A 21684-nucleotide genomic window follows, 5' to 3' on the forward strand; every position below is an offset into this window, starting at 1 on the left:
GAGCGGCCTACAATCAGACCTGGACCACAGTGGGAATCACTGGACCGGCGAGGACGTTGGCCCGGAGAGACCACACCGACGCGCGCAGGGAGAATTCCACGTGACCACGCCAGCGCAGACCGACTCGACCGAGGCCAAGGCCCCCACGACCGTCGTCCTCACCGACGTCGCGGCGCAGAAGGTCAAGGCCCTGATCGAGCAGGAGGGCCGCGACGACCTGCGGCTCCGGGTCGCGGTGCAGCCGGGTGGCTGCTCCGGCCTGCGGTACCAGCTCTTCTTCGACGAGCGTTCCCTCGACGGGGACGTCGTCACTGACTTCGGTGGTGTCGAGGTCGTCGTCGACCGGATGAGCGCCCCGTACCTGACCGGCGCAACGATCGACTTCGCCGACCGGATCGACGCCCAGGGCTTCACCATCGACAACCCGAACGCGGGCAGCTCCTGCGCCTGCGGTGACTCGTTCAGCTGAGTCGCTGACCTCGGCCCGACGGCGGGGCCGCCCCTCTTCCGGGGCGGCCCCGCCGTTTTCGTACCGCCCCGTCACGGTTCCGCCCGCCCGCGTTCTAGTGGTAGCAGGGGCCCCTTGCAGGGCGAAAATCACCTGTAGGGGGCCCCTGCTACCACCCGGGCGCTCAAGCGTCGCTCGAAGGGCCATGTCCCAATCGGCGGGCCGGTGGAAAGATGACCGGGCCGGTAGGCTGACCGGCGCTCTGCTCCCCGACCGCGAGGGTTGACATGAAGATCGCCGTGACTGGCTCGATCGCGACCGACCACCTGATGAGCTTCCCCGGCCGGTTCGCCGACCAGCTCATCGCCGACCAGCTGGACAAGGTCTCGCTGTCCTTCCTCATCGACGACCTCATCGTCCGGCGTGGCGGTGTGGCCGCGAACATCGCCTTCGGGATGGCCCAGCTCGGGTTGACCCCGGTGCTGGTCGGCGCGGTCGGTGCCGACTTCGCCGACTACCGCTCCTGGCTGGAGCGGCACGGTGTCGACTGCGACTCGGTGCACGTCAGCGAGGTCGCGCACACCGCTCGTTTCGTCTGCACCACCGACACCGACATGTGCCAGATCGCCTCCTTCTACGCCGGGGCGATGAGCGAGGCCCGCAACATCGAGTTGGCCCCGGTCGCGCAGCGGGTCGGTCGCCTCGATCTGGTGCTGGTCGGCGCCAACGACCCCGAGGCGATGCTGCGTCACTCGGCCGAGTGCCGGGAGCGCGGCTACCACTTCGCCGCCGACCCCTCCCAGCAGCTCGCGCGGATGGACGGCAGCGACGTCGCCGGCCTGATCGACGGCGCCACCTACCTGCTCACCAACGAGTACGAGAAGTCGCTGCTGCAGAGCAAGGCCGGCCTCACCGATGCCCAACTGCTCGACCGGGTGACCATCCGGGTCACCACGCTCGGCAAGGACGGCGTGGAGATCGAGGGGCGGGACGTCCCGCGGCTACACGTGCCGGCCGTCCGGGACGTCCGCGAAGTCGACCCGACCGGCGTCGGTGACGGCTTCCGCGGCGGCTTCTTCGCCGGCCTCTCCTGGGGTCTCGGCCTGGAGCAGGCCGCCCAGGTCGGCTGCCTCTCCGCCGCGATGGTGCTGGAGAACCACGGCGCGCAGGAGTACCAGATCCACCGGGACGCCTTCGTCAAGCGCCTCGCCGAGTCCTACGGCGACGCCGTCGCCGACCAGGTCCGCCCCCACCTGCTCGGCTGACCGCCTCCGCAGACGCCGCTCCGGGCAGCCGCCGCGTGCCGGTGGCCGCCCGGAGGGCACGGTGCCAACCGTCGGCGCCGACGGGCGACTCAGGGGCGGTGCTCTCGTGGATCGGTCCGCACTCGCACCAAACTGACGTGGGGCAGCTCGGACATCGCGGCGAGGTGGCGGAGCTGGGCCCGACGGGGCTCCTCGCCGTTGACGCGTAACCGCAGCGCCGCCTCGCCGATCACCGCGTGCAGGGTCAACGGCTTCTCGTCGGTGAGCCGCGCGCGGGTCTGCCGGAGACGGGGACCTGCTCTGTGGCGACCAGCGGACGTACGCCGGACGGTTTCCGAGCGCCGACAGCGCCGTACGGATCTTCAGCCGCGCCGGACGGCGGTTACGGCTGATCTGGATCGACGAGTCGGTCCACCCGACGGGCGTGACAGCGCAGATCTTGGACACTTAGCGCTCAAATGGAACGGTAACTGTCCAAGGTCGTGTCAGTGGGGAGCGCGGCCGGTACGCCGAGCACAGCCGGGGGCGTCAAGTGGAAGCGCGGCCGGGTCGCCGCGTGGGACGTTGTGGCGGGACGCTGGCTGAGGGCCGGGCGGAGGGACTCAGCGGGTGCGGCGGACGTCGTAGCCGGGTCCGTCGACGGCGGCCACGAACTCCTGCCCGCGCATCCGGCACCAGGCCGGGATGTCCACCGCTGCCGCCGGGTCGTCGGCGAGAACCCGCAGCACCGCGCCGACCGGCAGGTCCGGCAGGCGGCGGGCGAGCGCGATGACCGGCAGCGGGCAGCGCTGCCCGAGACAGTCCAGCACCTCGTCCGGCCCAGTCGTCACGGCCTGCTCCGGCCCGCCCGTCGCCGCCTGCTCTGGCCTCGTGGTCGCGTTCTTGGTCGGAGTGCTGCCCGGCCCAGCCGGTCCGGGAGGTTCCGGCCCGGCGGCCGTGGCACGTTGCGGGTCGGCCCCGGCGGGCGGTACGGCGGTCACAGCCCCACCACCCCGGCCTCGGCGCGCAGGCCGGCGACGATCTCCGGCAGCTCGGTCAGGAACCGTTCGACGTCCGCCTCGGTGGTCTCCCGGTGCAGGCTGACCCGGACGTTGCCGTGCGAGAGCACCCCCATCGCCTCCAGCACGTGTGACGGCCGCAGCGTCGACGCGGTGCACGAGGACCCGGAGGAGACGGCGAAGCCCCGCCGGTCCAGCGCGTGCAGCAGCGCCTCGCCGTCGACGTAGAGGCAGGAGAAGGTCACCAGGTGGGGGAGGCGGTCCACCGGGTCGCCCACGACCTCGACGTCCGGCACGTCCGCCGCGATCCGGGCCCGGATCCGCTCCACCAGCGGCGTGAGCCGGGCGGCCTCGGCCGCCGCGTCGGCCGCCGCGGCGCGCAGGCTCGCCGCCGCCGCGACCACCGCCGGCAGGTTCAACGACCCCGGCGTACGGCCCGACTCCCGCTCGTCGGCCGGCCAGGGCGACTCCCACCGGGTGCCCTTGCGGACCACCAGCAGTCCCACGCCGGACGGGCCGCCCCACTTGTGGGCGCTGGCGGTCAGCACCGACCAGCCGGTGGGCACGGGGGCCCGGCCGACCACCTGGGCGGCGTCGACGTACAGCGGCACCCCCGCCCCGGCGCAGGCGGCGGCGGCCTCGGCGACCGGCTGCACGGTGCCCACCTCGTGGCTGGCCGCGATCAGGCTGGCCCAGGCCACCCCGGGCGACCGGACCGCCGTCCCCCACGCGTCGAGGTCGAGTCGGCCCGACCGGTGGACCGGCACGGACACCGCCTGACCGCCGTCGGCGACGTGCCGCTCGGCGGCGTGCAGGACGGCGGAGTGTTCGATCGCCGAGTGCACCAGCACCGGGCCGACCCGCCGTCGAGCGGCCAGGCCGCCCAGCACCGCGCCGTGCGCCGCCGTGGTGCCGTTGGCGGTGAAGGAGAGCTCGTCGGGGCGTACCCCGAGGGTCTCGGCTGCCGCGGCCCGCGCCGCGTCGAGGAGTTGACGGGCCCGGCGGGCGGACGTGTAGAGCCGACCGGGGTCGGCCCAGCCGTCGGCCAGGGCGGCGGCCAGCGCCTGTCTGGCCACCGGGTGCAACGGGGTGGCGGTGGCCGCGTCCAGGTAGACCGGGGGAGCGCTCACGGGTGCCAACGTAGCGTGCGGGGGGTGTTCGCGATCCCTCGACCGGGGCGGACACGCGACCCCAGGGCATTCCGGTCCGTCATGGTCGAGTAATCTGCGACCGTCGGTGACGCCTTTGCCGCCGGTGCTGTCAATCCGCCGGCCGGGCCGGCGGAACCGGGTCAGACACCGCGGCGCGCTAGGGAGGCAGGACCAGGTGGTCGCAAGGAGTTCGGAGGTACGGCCGACGGCCGTACGGCACAACGCTTCCCCGGGAGCCGGTGGGCGCCGGGGACGGGGTGCCGGGCGGCTCGCCGGTCTCGGTCTCAGCGCAGGGGCGACTCTGGTCCTGCTGACGGGTTGTGACGTCGGTGCGGCGTTCGACGGTTTCGGCTGGCCGCAGGGCGGCATCTCGGCCGAGTCCCGGCGGATGTACGACCTCTGGATCGCGTCCTGCATCGCGGCGCTCGCGGTCGGGGTCTTCGTCTGGGGCCTGATCTTCTGGTGCATCATCCGGTACCGCAAGCGCGGTAACGAGCTGCCCGTGCAGACCCGGTTCAACATGCCGATGGAGTTCCTCTACACGATCGCGCCGATCCTGATCGTCTCGGTGCTCTTCTACTACACCGCGGTCGTGCAGACCGACGTGGAGAAGCGCACGGCGAACCCGGACGTGGTCGTCGAGATCGTCGCTTTCAAGTGGAACTGGCAGTTCAACTACCGGGACGGCCTGGGCAAGGACGCGAACACCGTCGCGTCGGTCCTCGGCACCAGCGAGGTCATCCCGGTGCTGGTGCTGCCGACCAACCGGTCCATCCGGTTCGAGGAGACCAGCAAGGACGTCATCCACTCCTTCTGGGTGCCGGAGCTGCTCTTCAAGCGGGACGTCTTCCCCGGCAAGATCCGCAACGAGTTCGAGATCTCCGAGCTGGTGACCGAGGGCGCGTACGTGGGCCGCTGCGCCGAGCTGTGCGGCAGCTACCACGCCTTCATGAACTTCGAGCTGCGGGTCGTGTCGCCGCAGGAGTACGACCAGTTCCTCGCCGCCAAGCGGGACGGCCGGTCGACCCAGGAGGCGCTCCAGTCGATCGGTGAGGATCCGTACGCGACGACCACCCGGCCGTTCGAGACCCGGCGCACCGAGAGCAACTTCAACAACGCGGCCGGCACGCCGGCCGGCGCGGGACGCTGAGGGGGCCGGCATGAGGACCGAGTGGAAGATCTTCTCCATCATCGCGGCGTTCCTGCTCGCTGTCAGCGTCCTCTACGGCGCCTGGACGGCCGGTGAGACCGGTCACGTCGAGTGGGTCGGCACCGTCGCCCTGCTGCTGTCGTTCGGGCTCTGCGCGATGTGCGGTGGGTTCTTCTGGTTCGTCGCCCGCCGGATCGACCTGCGTCCGGAGGACCGCGCCGACGGGGAGATCGCCGACGGCGCCGGCGAGGTCGGCTTCTTCAGCCCCGGCAGCTACTGGCCGTTCGGCCTGGCGCTCGCCGCCGCCGTCACCGGCTTCGGCCTGGTGATCTGGCAGTACTGGCTGATCGCCCTGGGCCTGGTGGCGGTCGCCCTGGCCACGTCCGGTCTGCTCTTCGAGTACTACACCGGCACCCGGCGCACCGCCGAGCACTGACCGGCGTCGTCCGACCACGACGAGGGCCGCCTCCCCTTCGGGAGGCGGCCCTCGTCGTGTGGGCGCTCCGGCCCGGCGGGAGGATCCTCGCGGAACGAGGACGGGCCGCCGACGTGCCGGGTCAGGCCGCCCTACGGTGTCCGCGCGACACCGGTCGGCGGTCGGCCAGCCGGGCGGGAGTGAACCGGAAGGTGGCGATCAGCACCGCCGAGCCGCAGCCGGTGCAACTCAGCTCGGGGCAGTCCGCCCCGTGCCCGTCTTCGCAGGGCGGGACCTCGAACAGTTGGACGCCCTGGCAGCTGTCGCAGTACAGCTCGCGCTCCGACACGGGCGTCTCCTCTCTGTGCGGGCTGCCGGCGGGGCGGGCCTCCGGTCGACCCGGACGGCGCGGGCCGGCACCGGGGACCACCGGGGGCCGGTGAACACCCGGCACCGGTGGACATCCGGCACCGGTGGACATCCGGCACCGGTGGACATCCGGCACCGGTGGACATCCGGCACCGGTGGACATCCGGGGCCTCTGGACCACCTCCACCTGTGGACCGCTCGGCACGGCAGCAGCGAAAACTACTCGGCTGTAGTTTGGCACGCGGGTCCGACAACCTCGTCGGAAGCCCGGCCGGGGAGCGGTCGGTCTCCGCCGCTCAGGCCGAGCGGGCCACCTCGATCCAGCGGTCGAGGGCCCGCGCCGCCGCGCCGGAGTCGATCGACTCGGCGGCCCGGTCCAGCCCGGCCCGGACGGCGGTCAGCAGGTCGCCGTCGAGCGGCCCCTGGGTGGCGAGCGCGGCGGCGGCGTTGACCAGCACGGCGTCGCGTACCGGGCCCCGCTCGCCGGCGAGCAGTCGCCGGACGACACCGGCGTTGTACGCCGCGTCAGCGCCGCGGAGGTCGGCCAGGGTGGCCCGGGGTACCCCGAGGTCGGTCGCGTCGAGCAGCGCCTCTCTGACGGTGCCCTGCTGGGCCACCCAGAAGCGGGTGGGGGCGGCGGTGCTGAACTCGTCCAGCCCGTCCTCGCCCCGCATCACCAGGGCCGAGTCGCCCCGGGCGGCGAAGACGGCGGCCATCACCGGCGCCATCCGCAGGTCGAAGCAGCCGACCGCGCCGGCGCGCGGCCGGGCCGGGTTGGTCAGCGGACCGAGGAAGTTGAAGAAGGTGGGCACGCCGATCTCGCGGCGGACCGGGCCGGCGTGCCGCATGCCCGGGTGGAACCGGGCGGCGAAGCAGAAGCCGATGCCGGCCTCGGTGACGCAGCGGGTGACCCCGGCCGGGTCGAGGTCCAGCGGGACGCCGAGGAACTCCAGCACGTCGGCGGTGCCGCAGGAGGAGGAGGCCGCCCGGTTGCCGTGCTTGACCACCCGGACCCCGGCCCCGGCCACCACCAGCGCCGCCATGGTCGAGATGTTGACCGTGTGGGCGAGGTCACCGCCGGTGCCGACCACGTCGAGGGCGCTGGCCCGGACATCCTCGGGCAGCTCCACGGGGACGGCGTTGCCGAGCATCGCCTCGACCAGGCCGGCCAGCTCGGTCGGAGTCTCGCCCTTGGCCCGCAGGCCCACCGCGAAGGCGGCGATCTGGATCGGTGTGGCCGCGCCCGTCATGATCTCGCCCATCGCCCACGAGGTGTCGGCGGTGGGGAGTTCCTCACCGCGCAGCAGCGCGGCGAGCAGGTGTGGCCAGGTCCGATCGCCCATGGTGGGCCTCCCGAGCAGGCGTGGGATGCGGGTGACGGCACCGGTGTCGACGGTGACGGACCGGGCCGGACGATCGCGGACCCGGGCGGGCCCGGACCGTGGAGGTGGAGCGTCGCCTCAGGCGGCGCGGCCGGCGCCGGCGTGCCGACGCAGCAGCTCGGCGACGGTGGAACCGGTGGTCACCGGGTCCAGCGGGTGCACCAGGGTCGCGTCGACCTCGGCGTACGCGGCCAGCCAGCGGTCGGCGGCGCGGGCGATCACCACGCAGGTCGGGGGAGCGTCGGCCCGGTCGTCCTTGACCTGGCGGGCGATGCCGATGCCCCCGGCCGGGGTCGCCTCGCCGTCGAGGATCATCAGGTCGATCTCGTAGTCGTCGACCAGCCGGATGCACTCGGCGTAGCTGGCCGCCTCGGTGAACTCGACCCGCAGGTCGGCGGCGGGACGGGTGCCCACGGCGAGCCGCATCCGGTCACGCACCTGCGGGTCGTCGCTGTAGAGCAGGACGGTGTAAAGACGATCGCTCATCGCTGGCTTGGCTCCCACGTCGTAGCTGCCCGCTGATCGTACCGGTCGGGTCGGGCCGGTCGCGTCGGTGCCCACGGCGGCCCGACGGCCCGGGTCAGGCCGGGGTGCCGGCGGCGCGTTGCCGGGCCTCCTGGCGGTCCAGGTCGCGGTCGATCCGGCGGGCCTCCCGCTCGGACTGGCGGACCCACTGCACCACCAGCACCGCCAGCATGGTGATGCTGACGAACTCGCCGCCGGCCCAGACGATGCCGCCGGCCACCACCTGGTCGTTCCACGGGTCCGACCAGGCGAGGTTCAGCGACGGGTACCAGTCGCCGCCGAACAGCGTGCTGCTCTGCATGATGGTGAGCCCGAGGACGGTGTGGAACGGCACCGACAGCAGCATCAGCAGCGCCCGGCCCGGGTAGGGCCAGCGGTTCGGGATCGGGTCGAGGCCGAGCATCGGCCAGAAGAACACGCAGCCGGTCATGATGAAGTGCGCGTGCACCACCTCGTGCGCCCAGGCGTGCTCCAGGGTGTACCGGTAGAGGTCGGTGAAGTAGAGCACGAACGGGTTCACCACGAAGATCGTGAAGGCGACCAGCGGGAACGTGTAGACCCGGGCGACCCGGCTGTGCACCACCGCCACCAGCCGCTGGCGCGGACGCTTGGGCAGGGTGCGCAGCGCGAGGGTGACCGGGGCGCCGAGCGCGAGGAAGATCGGCGCGATCATGGAGAGCACCATGTGCTGCACCATGTGCACCGAGAAGAGCGCGGTGTCGTACGCGTGCAGTCCGCTGACCGTGACCGAGGCGATGCCGCCCAGCCCCGGCCCGAGGAAGAACACCGTCCGGGCGACCGGCCACCGGTCGCCGCGCATCCGTAGCCGGTGCACGCCGTAGAGGTAGAGGCCGGCGGCCAGGACCAGACCGACCGCCAGCCAGGAGTCCAGCCGGGTCTCGGTGAACACCCGGGTGATCTCGAACGGCGGCGGCGGCTCGGCGGCGAGCGCGGGCCCCGCTCCGGCGGCCGGGGCGGCGGTCATGATCGGATCGAGGTACCACACGCTTTTCAGGCTAGGCCAGGCGAACCGGACGCCGTCCGTCGGCCCGCCGGAACGACCGTTATGCCACCCCGATGCTCGCCGGGCCTGATCGGGCGCAATAATGACGGCGTGACTGCGGCCCCAGCCATTGACAAGAGCCGGATCCATTCCCTGACCCGACCCAACATGGTCAGTGTCGGGACGATCGTCTGGCTCTCCAGCGAGCTCATGTTCTTCGCGGCGCTGTTCGCGATGTACTTCTCCATCCGCGCGGCGGCGCCGGAGCAGTGGGAGAAGCACACCGAGGTGCTGAACATCCCGTACGCGACGACCTTCACGCTGATCCTGGTGGCGTCCTCGGTGACGTGCCAGCTCGGCGTCTTCGCCGCGGAGAAGGGCGACGTGCACGCGCTCCGGCGCTGGTTCACGATCACCTTCGTGATGGGCCTGATCTTCGTCCTCGGTCAGCTCAACGAGTACCGCGAGCTGGTCCACCACGGCGTCAAGATCAACGCGGACGGGTACGGGTCGATGTTCTACCTGACCACCGGGTTCCACGGCCTGCACGTGACCGGCGGTCTGGTGGCCTTCATCATCTTCATGATCCGCACCACCATGGGTCGGTTCACCCCGGCCCAGGCCACGTCGGCGATCGTCGTGTCGTACTACTGGCACTTCGTCGACGTCGTGTGGATCGGCCTCTACTTCATGATCTACTGGCTTCAGTGATCTTGGCGCCGCGCGCCGCTCCGTCCCCGAGACACAAGGTCCAACCGGTTAAGGACACAGGTCATGACTTCTGACAACGACCGCCGACGCGGCCTGCTCGCGCGGCTGCGCCGCCAGCGGTCCGTGGCACCCAGCAGGGGCCGCCGCCGGCTGGGTGCCGCAGTCCGGCTGATCGCCGCGCTCATGCTGGCCGGCGGTGCCTACGCCGTCTTCGCCCCGGGCGCCCAGGCGCAGGACAACCCGCCGCTCACCGGTGCCGCAGCCGAGGGCAAGGCGCTGTTCGACGTGAGCTGCGTGAGCTGCCACGGCCGCAACGCGCAGGGCGTCGAGGGGCGCGGGCCGAGCCTCATCGGTGTCGGCGCGGCCTCGGTCGAGTTCCAGGTCAGCTCGGGCCGGATGCCGATGGCCCGGCAGGAGGCCCAGGCGGAGCGGAAGACCCCGGTCTTCACCGACGAGCAGACCCGCCAGCTCGCCCAGTACATCCAGGAGCTCGGTGGCGGCCCGGAGGTCCCCGAGGGGGACCTGCGCGCGGACGCCAACCTCGCCACCGGCGGTGAGCTGTTCCGGATCAACTGCTCGCAGTGCCACGCCTTCGGCGGTGGCGGCGGTGCGCTCTCCTCCGGGAAGTACGCGCCGAGCCTCCACCCCGCCACGGACCGGCAGATCTACGCCGCGATGCTGAGCGGTCCGCAGAACATGCCGGTGTTCGGCGACAACCAGATCACCCCGGAGCAGAAGGCGGACATCATCGCCTACATCCAGGAGACCCTGAAGGACGACCGGGACCCGGGTGGGTTCAACCTGGGCCGCTACGGTCCCTCCACCGAGGGCGTGGCCATCTTCCTGGTCGGCATCGTCGCGCTCGTCTTCGCCAGCCTGTGGATTGCGGGCAAGTCGTGACCGAGCGAATCGTCGGATTCAGCGCCGCGGTGCCCACGCTCGGCACCGCCCGTAGCGAGGTGACGGCATGAGCACGCACACCGAGAAGTCGGCTCGGGAGCCGATCGACCTGGACGACCCGGAGCTGACCCGGTTCGACGTCGTCCAGGAGGGGCTGCGCCGGGACGACATCGAGATCGTCCACTACGAGCCGCAGTTCGTCCCGGGCAGCAAGGCCGAGCGCCGCACCACCCGCCTGGTCGCCTCCTTCTTCCTGCTGACCGGGCTCGCCGCGACCGCCTTCCTGGTGGTCTACATCTGGTGGCCCTGGCAGTACGAGCCGGGTCACGGCGGGGACAAGTTCTACACCCCGCTGCTCGGCCTGACGCTCGGCGTGGCCCTGCTCGGCATCGGCTTCGGCATCCTCACCTGGGGCAAGAAGCTGCTGCCCAAGGAGGTCGCCATCCAGGACCGGCACGAGGGCGAGGTGGACCAGGAGGGTCGCAAGATCACTGGGCAGACCATGCTCTTCGTCGCCGACGAGCTGGGCGTGAAGCGTCGTCCGCTGCTGGGGATCTCGCTGCTGGCCGGTCTCGCGCCGGTCGGCGCGGTCGCCGCCGCGCCGCTGGTCGGTGGCCTGATCAAGCAGCCGCACGAGAACAACCAGATGTTCACCACCGGCTTCCACCCCGGTGAGAACGGCGAGAAGATCCGCCTGGTCCGCGAGGACGGCCGCCCGGTCCGTCCGGCCGATGTCAGCGCCGGTGGCCAGATCACCGTCTTCCCCGGCATCGAGCACGGGGTGAGCAACAAGCACGCCGACTCGGTGACGCTGCTGATCCACCTGCGGGAGTCCGACGCCGTCGAGGCGCGTGCGGCCAACGAGCGGGAGGGCCACGGCGACTACATGTGGGGCAACTACGCCGCGTACTCCAAGATCTGCACGCACGCGGGCTGCCCGGCCAGCCTCTACGAGCAGCAGACCAACCGGCTGCTCTGCCCCTGCCACCAGTCGCAGTTCCTGATCACCGACAACGCCCGACCCATCTTCGGTCCGGCCAGCCGCCGCCTGCCGCAGCTGCCGATCGAGGTGGACGACGAGGGCTTCTTCGTGGCAAAGTCCGACTACACCGAGACCGTCGGGCCCGACTTCTGGGAGCGGCCATGAAGCGCCGAAAGTTTGACATGGCAGCGGTGCCGGGAAAGGCGGCTGCCGGAGTTGACGACCGGTTCGGCGTGTCGACCCCGCTGCGCCGGGTGCTCAACAAGGTCTTCCCCGACCACTGGTCCTTCCTTCTGGGCGAGATCGCGCTCTTCTCGTTCATCGTCCTGCTGCTGACCGGTGTCTTCCTGACCTTCTTCTTCGAGCCCGCGCTCACCGAGGTCATCTACAACGGCAGCTACGCGCCGCTGCGCGGCACGCCGATGTCGGCGGCCTACGCCTCCAGCCTGGACATCTCGTTCGACGTCCGGGGCGGCCTGATCATGCGGCAGATGCACCACTGGTCCGCCCTGCTGTTCATGGCCGCGATCGTGGTGCACATGCTCCGGGTCTTCTTCACCGGCGCGTTCCGCAAGCCGCGTGAGGCCAACTGGATCATCGGTTCGCTGCTCTTCTGGGTGGGCTTCCTGGCCGGCTTCACCGGCTACTCGCTCCCGGACGACGGCCTCTCCGGCACCGGCCTGCGGATCGCCTCGGCGATCATGCTCTCCATCCCGGTGATCGGCTCCTGGGTCACCTCGTCGATCTTCGGTGGCGAGTTCCCCGGCGACATCATCATCAGCCGGTTCTACATCGCCCACGTGCTGCTGATCCCCGGCCTGCTGGTGGCGCTGATCGGTGCCCACGTCGGCCTGGTCTTCAAGCAGAAGCACACCCAATGGCCCGGCCCCGGCCGGACCAACGACAACGTGGTCGGCGAGCGGATGTTCCCGCGCTACGCGCTCAAGCAGGGCGGCTTCTTCATGGTCGTCTTCGGCGTCATCGCGCTGATGGGCGGTCTGTTCCAGATCAACCCGATCTGGCTGTTCGGCCCGTACGAGGCGTGGGTGGTGTCGGCGGCGAGCCAGCCCGACTGGTACGTCATGTTCCTCGACGGCTCGACCCGACTGATGCCCGCCTGGGAGATCAACATCCCGATCGGCGACGGCTACGTGATCCCACCGCTGTTCTGGCCGACGGTGGTGCTACCCGGCATCCTGGTGGGTCTGTCGATGCTCTATCCGTTCGTCGAGGCCCGCCAACTCAAGGACTACCGGGCGCACAACCTGCTCCAGCGCCCCCGGGACGTCCCGCACCGCACCGGTCTGGGTGCGATGGCCATCGCCTTCTACCTCGTCCTGACGCTCTCCGGTGCCAACGACGTGATCGCGGACAAGTTCCTGATCAGCCTGAACGCGATGACCTGGGCCGGCCGGATCGGCCTGCTGATCCTGCCGCCGTTGGCGTACTACGTCACGTACCGGATCTGTCTCGGCCTTCAGCAGCACGACCGCGAGGTCCTCGCGCACGGCGTGGAGACCGGCATCATCCGGCGGCTGCCGGACGGCCGGTTCGAGGAGGTCCACCAGCCGCTCAGCGCGGTGGACGGCCACGGCCACGGCGAGCTGGAGTACGTCGGCTGGGTGGTACCGAAGAAGATGAACCGACTCGGTGCGCTCGGCCCGGCCATCAAGGGCTTCTTCTACCCGATCGAGAAGCCGGTCGAGGCACCGGTCTCCCCGGGGCACCCGCCCGTGGAGGCCCGTCCCGAGCGGGAGGAGATCGGCAGCGGCCCGAGCCGCCACTGATCGCCCGACCCGACCGCAGCACCCGTGGCGCCCGCCGGATCACCGGCGGGCGCCACGCCCGTTTCCGCCCCGGTCCGTCGGACGGCTAGCTGAACGAGTTGTCCGTCGGCCCCTGCGGTGTCGGGGGTTAAACCCGGCCAGCCGGGTATCCGTGCGGTCCAACGACCACGGGGAGGGAACATGTTGGGTATCAAACGGCTCGGGGTGGTGGCCGCCCTGACGCTGGTCGGGCTGGCGCCGGCCGCCGCAGCCCAGGCGCAGGCCCAGCCGTCGACCCAGGACCGGCAGTACCTACAGGCGATCCACCAGGTCAACCTGGCCGAGATCGTCACCGGGAAGCTGGCCGAGCAGAAGGGGCAGAACCAGGGCGTCAAGGACCTGGGCGCCAAGTTCGTCACCGACCACACCCAGCTCGACCAGACCGTGCAGGACACGGCGAAGCAGCTCGGGGTGGACCTGCCGACCGAGCCGACCGCCGACCAGCAGGCCGTGGTGGACCAGCTGAACAACGTCAACGGTGCCGAGTTCGACCGGCAGTGGGTGACCTCCGAACTGGCCGGGCACGTCCAGGCCATCCAGGCCACCCAGACGGAGATCTCGCAGGGCGCCGAGCAGTCGGTGGTCCAGCTGGCCCAGGACGCCCTGCCGGTGCTCCAGGCGCACTACGACGAGTTGGTGACGCTGGCGGAGGAACTGGGCGTGCCGGTGCCGCAGGCCAGTGCCAGTGGCACCCCGGGGCCGGGTGGCAGCGGGACGCCCGCGCCGACCCCGTCGGTGACCGGACCGGGCTCGCCGAGCGCTCCGGGGGGTACGGCCACCACGCCGGCTCCGGGCGGCACCACCGGCCCGGGTCAGGGCGGTACCACCGGCCCGGGGCAGGGCGGCGTCACCGAGTCGCCGGCCCCGACCAGTAGCTGACCATCGCACGAGCGCCGGTCCACCTCCGGGTGGGCCGGCGTACGTGTGTGCGCCGGAGATCCGGTGTCGGCCGGGTGCCGTGGCCCGCGCCGAACCCTGAGCGGGCCCGGCCCGGAGTGGCCTCAGTCGGCGTTGGCCAGCCCGATCGCGAACGCCTCCTCCAGGTCGTGCTGGGAGTACGCCCGGAAGGCGATGTGCGACTCGGTGTTGATCACCCCGGGGACCTTGGAGATGCGGCCGGCGATCACCTGGGCGATCTGCTCGAACTCGCGTACCCGGACCATGGCGATGAGGTCCACGTGACCGGCCACCGAGTAGACCTCGCTGACCCCGGGCAGGGCGGCCAGTGCCTCGGCCACCTCGGGGATCGCGTCGGTGGCGCAGTCGATCAGCACGATGGCGGTGATCACGGGCGATCTCTCCGTTCGTCGACGTCAGGCCCATGCTAGTGGCTGGCGAGTTCCCGGACTCCGCCAGCCGGGCGACGACACCGCCCGGTCGCCGGATCCCACCGTCGCCCTCCCCGCCCCGCAGACGCCGTGCCGCGTTGGGTGGTAGCAGGGGCCCCTGCACGACAAAAAGCGGTAACAGGGGACCCCTGCTACCACGCAAGCCCCTGCGAGCGGCGAGCAGTGCAGCGGTGAGCGGAAGGCGGCGAGCGGTGAAGCGGCGAGCAGTGCAGCGGTGAGCCGCGAGGGGCGGGTGGGCTCCCGGGCGTCAGCAGGTGGTGACGGTGAGGCCGTGGGCGGCGCGGATCACCCCGTGCAGCCGCTCGTCGGGGCGGACGGTGGCGCCGGGCCAGACCACCGAACGGGTCACCGCGCCGGCCACCACCGCGTCCGCGCCGACCACCGATCGTTCGCAGTGGCCGGTCACCGTGGCGGCCGGGTCGATCAGGTTGCCGTCCCCGGCAGCGTGCAGGTTCGCGGCGAGGTAGTCGCCGGGGGTGCCGGTGTCGTAGAAGGTGCCGGGAAAGGCCACCACCTCCAGCGCCCCGGCTGCCTCGGCGGGCCGCCAGACGGTCCGGACCAGGTCGCCGAAGGTCGGCGGCAGGTCACGGACCCGCTGCCAGGGCAGCAGGGAGAAACCGACGAACCGGTGGCCGCTGAAGGTGCCGGGTTCACGGGGGTCGGGCGCCGGCTGGCCGAGCAGGCGGACGGTCTCGCCGTCCCAGCCGTCGAGCAGGGCGGCGATGTCCGGACCGGGTGCGGCGTGCGGATCGGCCAGGTAGGCGTCCGCGTTGCCGACCAGTACGCCCCGGCCGGCGATCCAGTCCCGCAGGTTGCCGATCCCGCCGGCCGTACCGAGTGGATCGCCCGGCTCGACCGAGAGGTGCGCGCGGGAGCCGACCCGGTCGACCACCTGCCCGCCGAGATAGCAGGCGTTCACCGCGACCGTGTCCGGGCCGGTCAGACCGAGGCCGGCGACCCGGGCCAGAGCCCGGCCCAGCAGCGTGACGTTGCCCACCGGGCAGAGTGCCTTGGGCACGTGTTCGGTCAGCGGGCGCAGCCGGGTGCCCTCCCCGGCGGCGAGCACCACCGCGCAGATCTCTCCGGAGGTGGTCACTCCGCGGGTCTCTCCGGAGGGGGTCACGCTGCGGGCCGCCCGTCCGGCGGCTCCTGGCCGGACGGCGGTACCTGGTCCTCCGGTGGGCGCTGGCCGGACGGCGGGTCCTGGCCCTTCGACTGGTGCTTACCGGAGGGCGGGTGCTGGCTGGAGGGCGGGTCCTGGCCGGCAAGCGGTCCGATGCCGTAGTACCCGAGCAACCGGGCGGTGGCCCGGCTCAGCCTGGGCAGGTCGTCCAGCGGGTGCCAGGCGGCCTCGAAGACCTCCGCGCCGTCGACCACCAGTTCGGTCCGCGACGCCGGCACCTCCGCCTCGAAGACCACGTCCACCCAGCCCAGGGCGTGCACCACCGCGTTCGGCACGGCGGGACGCAACTGGTCGGGGGAGAGTCGGACCCCGGACTCCTCGGCCAGCTCGCGGGCCGCGCCCACCACCGGGGCCTCACCCCGGCGCAGCAGCCCGGCGGGGAGGCTCCAGCTGTGGCCGGGGGGCTGGCGCAGCAGCAGGAGGCGACCCGCGCCGTCCGCCTCGGCGTCCCGGACCAGGGTGACCGCGCCGACGATGTACTTCGGCACGGCCAGCCGGACCAGCCGCCGGCGCAGAGACACCGGCAGGCGGTAGAAGGTCCGGTAGACGACGGCCCGGACGACTGCCCGGGAGCGGGGGATCATGACTCCAGGTTAGTGGCCCCGGTGCGGTGGCCGGGTCACCGGGGGAGAGAATCCCTCACTGTCGGTGGTCGACCAGGTCGATGAGCTGCGTGACGACGGCGTCCGGGTCGAGCACCCGGTCGAAGACGGCGACCAACATCGTTTCCAGGTCGGGGTAGCCCAGTTCCTCGGAGAGCCGCAGCAGCGGCAGGTCGCTGGCCAGGCCCCGGTCGTGCCGGCGCAGCGCCAGCCCGATGGTGGCCCGGCCCAGGCGGACCTTGTCGGCGATCGAGATGCCCGGTTCGGTGTGCTCGGCGAACCACCGGTTGATCTGCATCTGGGCGTGGGGCGACTTGACGAAGTCCAGCCACTCGCGGCGGGGTCCCCGGGGGGCGGCCAGCGCGTCGAAGCCCTGGTCGTCGGTCTCGGTGAAGATCTCCACCACGTCGCCCTCGTCCAGTTCGGACGACAGCGGGGCGAGCCGACCGTTGATCTTCGCGGCGAGACATCGGTCGCCCCGTTCGGTGCCCAGCTCGTACGCCAGGTCGACGGGCGTCGCGCCGGCCGGCAGCACGACCTGCCGCCCGTCGGCGAAGACCTGGATCTGGGCCTCGGCGAGGTCGCAACGCAACGAATGGAGGAACTGGTTCGGGTCGGGGGCGTCCTGCTCCCAGTCGAGCACCCGGCGCAGCCAGTCCAGCTGCCGGGCGCGTACCGCCGTCCCGTCGGTGCGGGGGAAGCGGAAGTCGGCGGCGACGCCGTACTCGGCCAGGCGGTGCATCTCCTCGGTGCGGATCAGCACCTCGACCGTGCGGTCCTGCGGGCCGCGCACCGTGGTGTGCAGCGAACGGTAGAGGTTGTTCTTCGGGGAGGCGATGAAGTCCTTGAAGCGGCCCGGCACCGGCCGCCAGAGCCCGTGCACCGCGCCGAGCGCCGCGTAACAGTCGGTGGCCGGGCCATCCACCACGATCGCGATCCGGGGCAGGTCGAACGGGACGGTGTCGCCCCGGGCCACGGTGTCCTTCCAGATCGAGTAGAGGTGGCGCGGGCGGGGGGCGACGGTGGCGTCGACCTTGCTGCGGCGCAGCGCCACCCGGCTCCGGGCGACCACCTCGCGCAGGTACGCGTCCCAGCCCGGCCGGTCGTGCACGTGGCGCTGGATGCGGGTGTACTCCTCCGGCTGGAGGTGCAGCAGCACCACGTCGTCCAGCTCCCGTTTGAGGGCCTGGATGCCGAGCCGGTCGCAGAGCGGCACCAGCACGTCGAGGGTCTTGGTGGCGATCCGGTTGCGGGACGCCGCCGAGCGGACGCCGAGGGTGCGCATGTTGTGCAGCCGGTCGGCCAGCTTGATGATGAGCACCCGGACGTCCTTGCCGGCCGCGATGATCATCTTGCGGGTGGTCTCCGCCTCGGCGGCCTTGCCGTAGAACGCCTTGTCGAACTTGGTGACCCCGTCGACCAGGTGCGCCACCTCGGGACCGAAGTCCTCGGCGAGCGCCTGGAGGGTGTAGCGGGTGTCCTCCACGGTGTCGTGCAGCAGCGCGGCGACCAGGGTGGTGGTGTCCATGCCGAGGTCGGCGCAGATCTCCGCCACCGCCAGCGGGTGGGTGATGTACGGCTCGCCGCTCTTGCGGAACTGGCCGCGGTGCATGTTCTCCGCGATGGAGTACGCCTTGCGCAGCACCGCCGTGTCGGCGCTGGGATGGATGCCGCGGTGCGCCCGGACCAGCGGGTTGACCGGGTCGTTGTCGGTGGTCGGCCAGGAGAGCAGGGACCGCAGTCGGCGGGCCAGCGGCAGCTCGCCGGCGGGTGTGGGAAGGGCGCCCCCCAGGGCGGCGCCGTGTCCGGCGTCGACGTCCACCTGGGACACCTCCTCACCCCGGCCCCACGGCCGCCGGTGACCGGCGTCCGGGAGCAGGCCCACGAATCGGGCAGGACTGCACTTCTCTAACAGCCTATGTGAGGTGACGTCATCCGATCGGTTACTTGCTCATGGGCGTTCGGTCGATAGTTGGGCCGACACCGCCTGATCTGCCTTCGTCAGCAGGGCCCGGAACCGGGCCGCACCGGCCACCGGGGAGGACCAACCGGCGGAGGACTCCACCAGCCTGGTCTCCGGTCGCTCCAACCAGGACAGGATGCGCTCGGTCTCCTCGGCGGTGGCCGCGGGGACCGGACCGTGCCCGGGGGAGACCGTCTCGGCGGTGGCCCGGATCACCTGCAACGTGGGTCGCGGGTGGACGCCCGGCGGGGAGACCCCGGCTCCGGCCAGCCGGCCGTGTCGCACCAGGGCCAGCTGCCAGCCGCCGCCGGGCGCGGGGTGCGCGGCGGCCAGCTCGGCGATCCGGGTCAGTCCGGCCAGCCGCTGCATCCGTACGGTCGCCCGGAGCACCGCCGCCAGCCGCGCGCGGACCACCGCCGCCTCCTCGTACCGCTGTGCCCCGGCGAGCGCCTCGATCCGGGCCAGCAGCGCGTCCACCACCGGCTGCGGGTCGGCGGCGGTGGCGGAGCGGAACGGCGCCGCCGCGCGGTGGTCGTACTCCTCGGGGGTGATCCGGTGTTCGCAGGGCGCCGGACAGCGACCCAGCTCGGCCAGCGCGCAGGCCGGTGTGACCGTGCGCAGCGAGAGCCGGTGGGTGCACTGACGCAGCGGCAGCGCGTCGTGGAACCCGGCCGCCGCCAGTTCCGCCGCCCGGCGGGAGCCGAACGGCCCCAGGTAGGCCACGTCGGCCGGGCCGATCTCCCGGACCACCGACAGGCGCGGGTACGGCCCGTCGGTGAGCTTGAGCCACAGCATCCGCTCGGGGAACTTCGACCGCCGGTTGTACGGCGGGGCGTGCGCGGCGATCAGCCGCAGCTCGCGTACCTCGGCCTCCAGGGGGTGGGCGCACTCGACCGCCTCCACCCGTTCGGCGGCGGCCAGCATCTCCGACATCCGGGCCCGCTTCTCGGCGGCGGTGAAGTAGCTGCGCACCCGGGTGGCGATGTCGCCGGAGGTGCCGACGTAGAGCGGCCGGTCGTCGGCGGCCCGGAAGATGTAGACCCCGGGGGCCTTGGGTAGCCCGTCGGCGAGGTAGCGCTTGCGGCGCTGGGTGGGGGTGACCGCCCGGGCGAACTCGATCGCCTCGCCCAGGGTGTGCACCCGGTGCCCGCCGAGCCGGCCGATCAGCCCGTGTAGCACGTCCACCGTCGCCCGGGCGTCGTCCAGCGCCCGGTGGTTCGGCTGGGTGGCGGTGCGGAAGTACGCGGCGAGGGTGCCCAGCTTGCGGTTGGGCACCTCGTCGCGGGTGAGCACCCGGCGGGCGAGCGCGGCGGTGTCGAGCACCCGGGGGTTGGGCCAGCGGTGGCCGTGTTTCGCGCAGGCGGCCTTGAGGAAACCCACGTCGTACGGCGCGTTGTGGGCGACCAGCACCGCGTCGGCGAGGAACTCCAGGAAGCTCGGCAGCACCGCCTCGATCGGGGGCGCCGGCAGCAGCATCGCCTCGGTGATGCCGGTGAGCACGGTGATGAACGCCGGGATCGGCTGCCCGGGGTTGACCAGGGTGCCGAGCACCCCCAGCTCCTCGCCGCCCCGGACCTTCACCGCGCCGATCTCGGTGATCCCGCCGCCGTCCGGCGCCCCGCCGGTGGTCTCCAGGTCGACCACGACGAAGGTCACCGCGTGCAGCGGGAGATCGGGATCCGTCCCCTCGCCGGCCGGACCCAGCCCGGCCAGCGTCTCCTGCACGTATTCCCCTGCGGTCACGCCTCGGCACGGTAGTGCCCTGGTCCGACACTCCCGCAACACGTGCCCCGGGCGTTACCACGCGACTAGGATGAGAGATCGGCTCACTCACCGGGCGGTGGGCCCGCTCGCGGTGGGAGACTTGCCACATGCCCCTCACCGAGCCGTACGACGACCACACCCCCGACCCGGGGACGGTCGCCACGGGGCTCGACGCCGCCGATGGCGGCGAAGACACGGCTGCGCGCACGCCGGAGGCGGGGAGTTCGGAACCCGAGCCGGTGCTGCCCGAGCCGGTCCGGCAGCGGATCGTCGCGCTGACCGCGGCGGTGCTGCCCGGCCTGCCGGCCGACGAGGTTCCCGTGCCGCTGCGCCGGGTGGCCAAGTTCGCCCCCAACCGGCGTGCCCGGCTCGGTGCGCCGGCCATCGCCGCCCAGCTCACCGCCGATCCGCTGTTCCGGCAACGGGTCACCGCCCGGGTGCTCGCCGACGCCGGTGACCTCGGTGCCGCCGTGGTCGAGGGGACGGCCCCGGCCGCCGCCGACCCGGTCGAGGTGGCCGCGCTGGCGTACCTCGCCCGCCCGGCGGGCTGGCGTGACCTGGTCGACGCCAGCGGCGCGGCGGTACGCGCCGAGGCGGACAGCGCGGTCGTCGCCGAACTGGTCCGCGAGGCCGAACAGCGGGCCACCCGGGCCGAACACGACCGGGCCGTGGCCCGGGTGGAGGCGGAGAAGCTCCGCGACGAACTGGCCCGGGTCCGCGACGAGCTGGGCCAGCTCCGCGAGGAGCACCGGGTGCTGGCCCGGACGCTGCGTGAGACCCAGTCCCGGGAACGCCGGGCCAACGAGCTGCTCGCCACCGAACGGGGCCGGGCCAGCCGGGCCGCCGCGGACGCCGACGCCGAGCTGCGCCGGGTCCGGACCCGGCTGGCCGAGGCGGAGGCCGTCGCCGGTGTCGCCCGAGCCAGCGCCAAGGAGGCCCGGTCGGTCGACGACGCGAAGCTCTGGCTGCTGCTGGAGACGATCGGCCAGGCCGCCGTCGGTCTGCGCCGGGAACTGGCCCTGGACCCGGTGGACCGGCTCCCCGCCGACTTCGTCGCCGACGCCTTCGCCGACCAGCCCACCGCCGCCCCGGCCGGCCCGTCCGCGCGGGCCCGGGACACCGACGACCCGGCCCGGCTGGACCAGCTGCTCGCCCTGCCCAAGGCGCACCTGGTGGTGGACGGCTACAACGTGACCAAGCGTGGGTTCGGCGAGATGTCCCTGGAACAGCAGCGCAAGCGGCTGATCACCGGGCTGGGCGGGATCGCCGCGCAGACCGGGGACGAGGTGACCGTGGTCTTCGACGGCGCGGAGCGGATGCACGGGCTGCCGCCGACGCCGCGCGGGGTGCGGGTGCTCTTCTCCCGCAAGGGGGAGACCGCCGACGAGTTGATTCGCCGGCTGGTCCGGGCCGAGCCGCCGGGGCGTCCGGTGGTGGTGGTCTCCTCCGACCGGGAGGTCGCCGACGGCGTCCGGCGGCACGGGGCCTACCCCCTCGGCGCGGACGCGCTGCTGCGCCGCCTGGCCCGTTCCTGAGCGACCGGCGCGAACCTGTCGTACCCCCGGCGTAGCGTCGGGGTCACCGACGGTGCCCGTGGCCGCCGGTGTCCGGGTGGCGGTGTCGCGGTGGCCGGTGTCCGGAGGGCTGGGTGGTTGGAAGGTCGGGAGGCCGCGCGGCGGTCGCCCGGGTGCCGCACCG

Annotated in this window: 20 protein-coding genes and 2 pseudogenes; 10 read left to right on the forward strand and 12 right to left on the reverse strand. The window is 72.4% G+C overall.

The annotated features are described in order from the left end of the window. The first annotated feature begins 100 nt into the window (after positions 1–100). Both erpA and GA0070618_RS18875 read left to right on the forward strand, forming a co-directional pair. Positions 101–469, forward strand: a complete 369-nt coding sequence (gene erpA / locus GA0070618_RS18870; protein ID WP_088982811.1) for an iron-sulfur cluster insertion protein ErpA — start codon at positions 101–103, stop codon at positions 467–469. A 266-nt stretch (positions 470–735) separates the two neighbouring features. Next, complete coding sequence (locus GA0070618_RS18875; protein ID WP_088982812.1) at positions 736–1713, forward strand: carbohydrate kinase family protein; 978 nt, start codon at positions 736–738, stop codon at positions 1711–1713. A gap of 89 nt (positions 1714–1802) precedes the next feature. On the opposite strand, the pseudogene GA0070618_RS33535 reads toward GA0070618_RS18875, so the two are convergent. The 3 genes and pseudogenes from GA0070618_RS33535 to GA0070618_RS18885 form a co-directional block, all read right to left on the reverse strand. Further along, positions 1803–2003, reverse strand: a pseudogene (locus GA0070618_RS33535) (Scr1 family TA system antitoxin-like transcriptional regulator); the annotation flags it as partial. A 312-nt stretch (positions 2004–2315) separates the two neighbouring features. Continuing rightward, positions 2316–2543, reverse strand: coding sequence for a sulfurtransferase TusA family protein (locus GA0070618_RS18880; RefSeq protein ID WP_088985653.1), 228 nt, complete (start codon positions 2541–2543; stop codon positions 2316–2318). Positions 2544–2689: 146 nt separating this feature from the next. Further along, a complete protein-coding gene (locus GA0070618_RS18885) occupies positions 2690–3841 on the reverse strand; it encodes a cysteine desulfurase family protein (protein ID WP_088982813.1) in 1152 nt (383 codons plus the stop codon). A 196-nt stretch (positions 3842–4037) separates the two neighbouring features. Between GA0070618_RS18885 and ctaC the strand changes: the two genes are divergently transcribed. Then, positions 4038–5012 carry an aa3-type cytochrome oxidase subunit II gene (gene ctaC, locus GA0070618_RS18890; protein WP_088982814.1) on the forward strand — a complete coding sequence of 325 codons (975 nt, stop codon included), beginning with the start codon at positions 4038–4040 and terminating at the stop codon, positions 5010–5012. 10 nt (positions 5013–5022) lie between these two features. After that, a complete protein-coding gene (locus GA0070618_RS18895; protein WP_088982815.1) occupies positions 5023–5448 on the forward strand; it encodes a cytochrome c oxidase subunit 4 in 426 nt (141 codons plus the stop codon). A 121-nt stretch (positions 5449–5569) separates the two neighbouring features. On the opposite strand, the gene GA0070618_RS18900 is transcribed toward GA0070618_RS18895, so the two are convergent. The 4 genes from GA0070618_RS18900 to GA0070618_RS18915 form a co-directional block, all read right to left on the reverse strand. Further along, positions 5570–5776 (reverse strand): hypothetical protein, encoded by a 207-nt coding sequence (locus tag GA0070618_RS18900; RefSeq protein ID WP_088982816.1) that lies wholly within the window; start codon positions 5774–5776, stop codon positions 5570–5572. Between the two features lie 316 nt (positions 5777–6092). Continuing rightward, on the reverse strand, positions 6093–7139 hold the full coding sequence (trpD, locus tag GA0070618_RS18905) for an anthranilate phosphoribosyltransferase (RefSeq protein WP_088982817.1): 1047 nt from the start codon (positions 7137–7139) through the stop codon (positions 6093–6095). Positions 7140–7256: 117 nt separating this feature from the next. After that, positions 7257–7664 carry a response regulator gene (locus GA0070618_RS18910; protein ID WP_088985654.1) on the reverse strand — a complete coding sequence of 136 codons (408 nt, stop codon included), beginning with the start codon at positions 7662–7664 and terminating at the stop codon, positions 7257–7259. A gap of 94 nt (positions 7665–7758) precedes the next feature. After that, positions 7759–8688: a cytochrome c oxidase assembly protein gene (locus GA0070618_RS18915; RefSeq protein WP_088985655.1), complete on the reverse strand. Its 930-nt coding sequence runs from the start codon at positions 8686–8688 to the stop codon at positions 7759–7761. Between the two features lie 129 nt (positions 8689–8817). Between GA0070618_RS18915 and ctaE the strand changes: the two genes are divergently transcribed. From ctaE to GA0070618_RS18940, 5 genes are all read left to right on the forward strand, one after another. Then, positions 8818–9417: an aa3-type cytochrome oxidase subunit III gene (gene ctaE, locus GA0070618_RS18920; RefSeq protein ID WP_088982818.1), complete on the forward strand. Its 600-nt coding sequence runs from the start codon at positions 8818–8820 to the stop codon at positions 9415–9417. A 63-nt stretch (positions 9418–9480) separates the two neighbouring features. After that, a complete protein-coding gene (qcrC, locus tag GA0070618_RS18925; protein ID WP_088982819.1) occupies positions 9481–10317 on the forward strand; it encodes a cytochrome bc1 complex diheme cytochrome c subunit in 837 nt (278 codons plus the stop codon). Positions 10318–10384: 67 nt separating this feature from the next. Continuing rightward, on the forward strand, positions 10385–11464 hold the full coding sequence (qcrA, locus tag GA0070618_RS18930) for a cytochrome bc1 complex Rieske iron-sulfur subunit (protein ID WP_088982820.1): 1080 nt from the start codon (positions 10385–10387) through the stop codon (positions 11462–11464). Then, positions 11461–13086 (forward strand): cytochrome bc1 complex cytochrome b subunit, encoded by a 1626-nt coding sequence (gene qcrB / locus GA0070618_RS18935; RefSeq protein ID WP_088982821.1) that lies wholly within the window; start codon positions 11461–11463, stop codon positions 13084–13086. Before qcrA ends, qcrB begins: the two co-directional genes overlap by 4 nt. Before the next feature lie 180 nt (positions 13087–13266). Next, complete coding sequence (locus GA0070618_RS18940; RefSeq protein ID WP_088982822.1) at positions 13267–14004, forward strand: DUF4142 domain-containing protein; 738 nt, start codon at positions 13267–13269, stop codon at positions 14002–14004. 122 nt (positions 14005–14126) lie between these two features. Here the strand turns inward: GA0070618_RS18940 and GA0070618_RS18945 are convergent, their stop codons facing one another. The 5 genes and pseudogenes from GA0070618_RS18945 to GA0070618_RS18965 form a co-directional block, all read right to left on the reverse strand. Next, complete coding sequence (locus tag GA0070618_RS18945; protein WP_088982823.1) at positions 14127–14414, reverse strand: Lrp/AsnC family transcriptional regulator; 288 nt, start codon at positions 14412–14414, stop codon at positions 14127–14129. A gap of 307 nt (positions 14415–14721) precedes the next feature. Beyond that, positions 14722–15570: a nucleotidyltransferase family protein gene (locus tag GA0070618_RS18950; RefSeq protein WP_088985656.1), complete on the reverse strand. Its 849-nt coding sequence runs from the start codon at positions 15568–15570 to the stop codon at positions 14722–14724. Between the two features lie 149 nt (positions 15571–15719). Next, positions 15720–16241 (reverse strand): annotated as a pseudogene (locus GA0070618_RS18955) (NUDIX hydrolase); the annotation flags it as partial. Between the two features lie 55 nt (positions 16242–16296). Continuing rightward, entirely contained in the window at positions 16297–18081 is a 1785-nt protein-coding gene (locus tag GA0070618_RS18960) for a RelA/SpoT family protein (protein ID WP_088985657.1), read from the reverse strand. Positions 18082–18210: 129 nt separating this feature from the next. Continuing rightward, positions 18211–19965, reverse strand: coding sequence for a DEDD exonuclease domain-containing protein (locus tag GA0070618_RS18965; protein WP_088982825.1), 1755 nt, complete (start codon positions 19963–19965; stop codon positions 18211–18213). Positions 19966–20093: 128 nt separating this feature from the next. On the opposite strand from GA0070618_RS18965, the gene GA0070618_RS18970 reads away from it, so the two are divergent. After that, positions 20094–21521: an NYN domain-containing protein gene (locus tag GA0070618_RS18970; RefSeq protein WP_088982826.1), complete on the forward strand. Its 1428-nt coding sequence runs from the start codon at positions 20094–20096 to the stop codon at positions 21519–21521. Positions 21522–21684 lie beyond the last annotated feature (163 nt).

Source organism: Micromonospora echinospora (assembly GCF_900091495.1).
Taxonomy (GTDB): Bacteria; Actinomycetota; Actinomycetes; order Mycobacteriales; family Micromonosporaceae; genus Micromonospora; species Micromonospora echinospora.

Coding starts and splice junctions, on each gene's coding strand:
- GA0070618_RS18875 (WP_088982812.1), top strand. CDS start 736: ATGAAGATCGCCGTGACTGGCTCGATCGCGACCGACCACCTGATGAGC.
- GA0070618_RS18895 (WP_088982815.1), top strand. CDS start 5,023: ATGAGGACCGAGTGGAAGATCTTCTCCATCATCGCGGCGTTCCTGCTC.
- trpD (WP_088982817.1), bottom strand. CDS start 7,139: ATGGGCGATCGGACCTGGCCACACCTGCTCGCCGCGCTGCTGCGCGGT.
- GA0070618_RS18910 (WP_088985654.1), bottom strand. CDS start 7,664: ATGAGCGATCGTCTTTACACCGTCCTGCTCTACAGCGACGACCCGCAG.
- GA0070618_RS18915 (WP_088985655.1), bottom strand. CDS start 8,688: ATGACCGCCGCCCCGGCCGCCGGAGCGGGGCCCGCGCTCGCCGCCGAG.
- qcrC (WP_088982819.1), top strand. CDS start 9,481: ATGACTTCTGACAACGACCGCCGACGCGGCCTGCTCGCGCGGCTGCGC.
- qcrA (WP_088982820.1), top strand. CDS start 10,385: ATGAGCACGCACACCGAGAAGTCGGCTCGGGAGCCGATCGACCTGGAC.
- qcrB (WP_088982821.1), top strand. CDS start 11,461: ATGAAGCGCCGAAAGTTTGACATGGCAGCGGTGCCGGGAAAGGCGGCT.
- GA0070618_RS18940 (WP_088982822.1), top strand. CDS start 13,267: ATGTTGGGTATCAAACGGCTCGGGGTGGTGGCCGCCCTGACGCTGGTC.
- GA0070618_RS18970 (WP_088982826.1), top strand. CDS start 20,094: ATGCCCCTCACCGAGCCGTACGACGACCACACCCCCGACCCGGGGACG.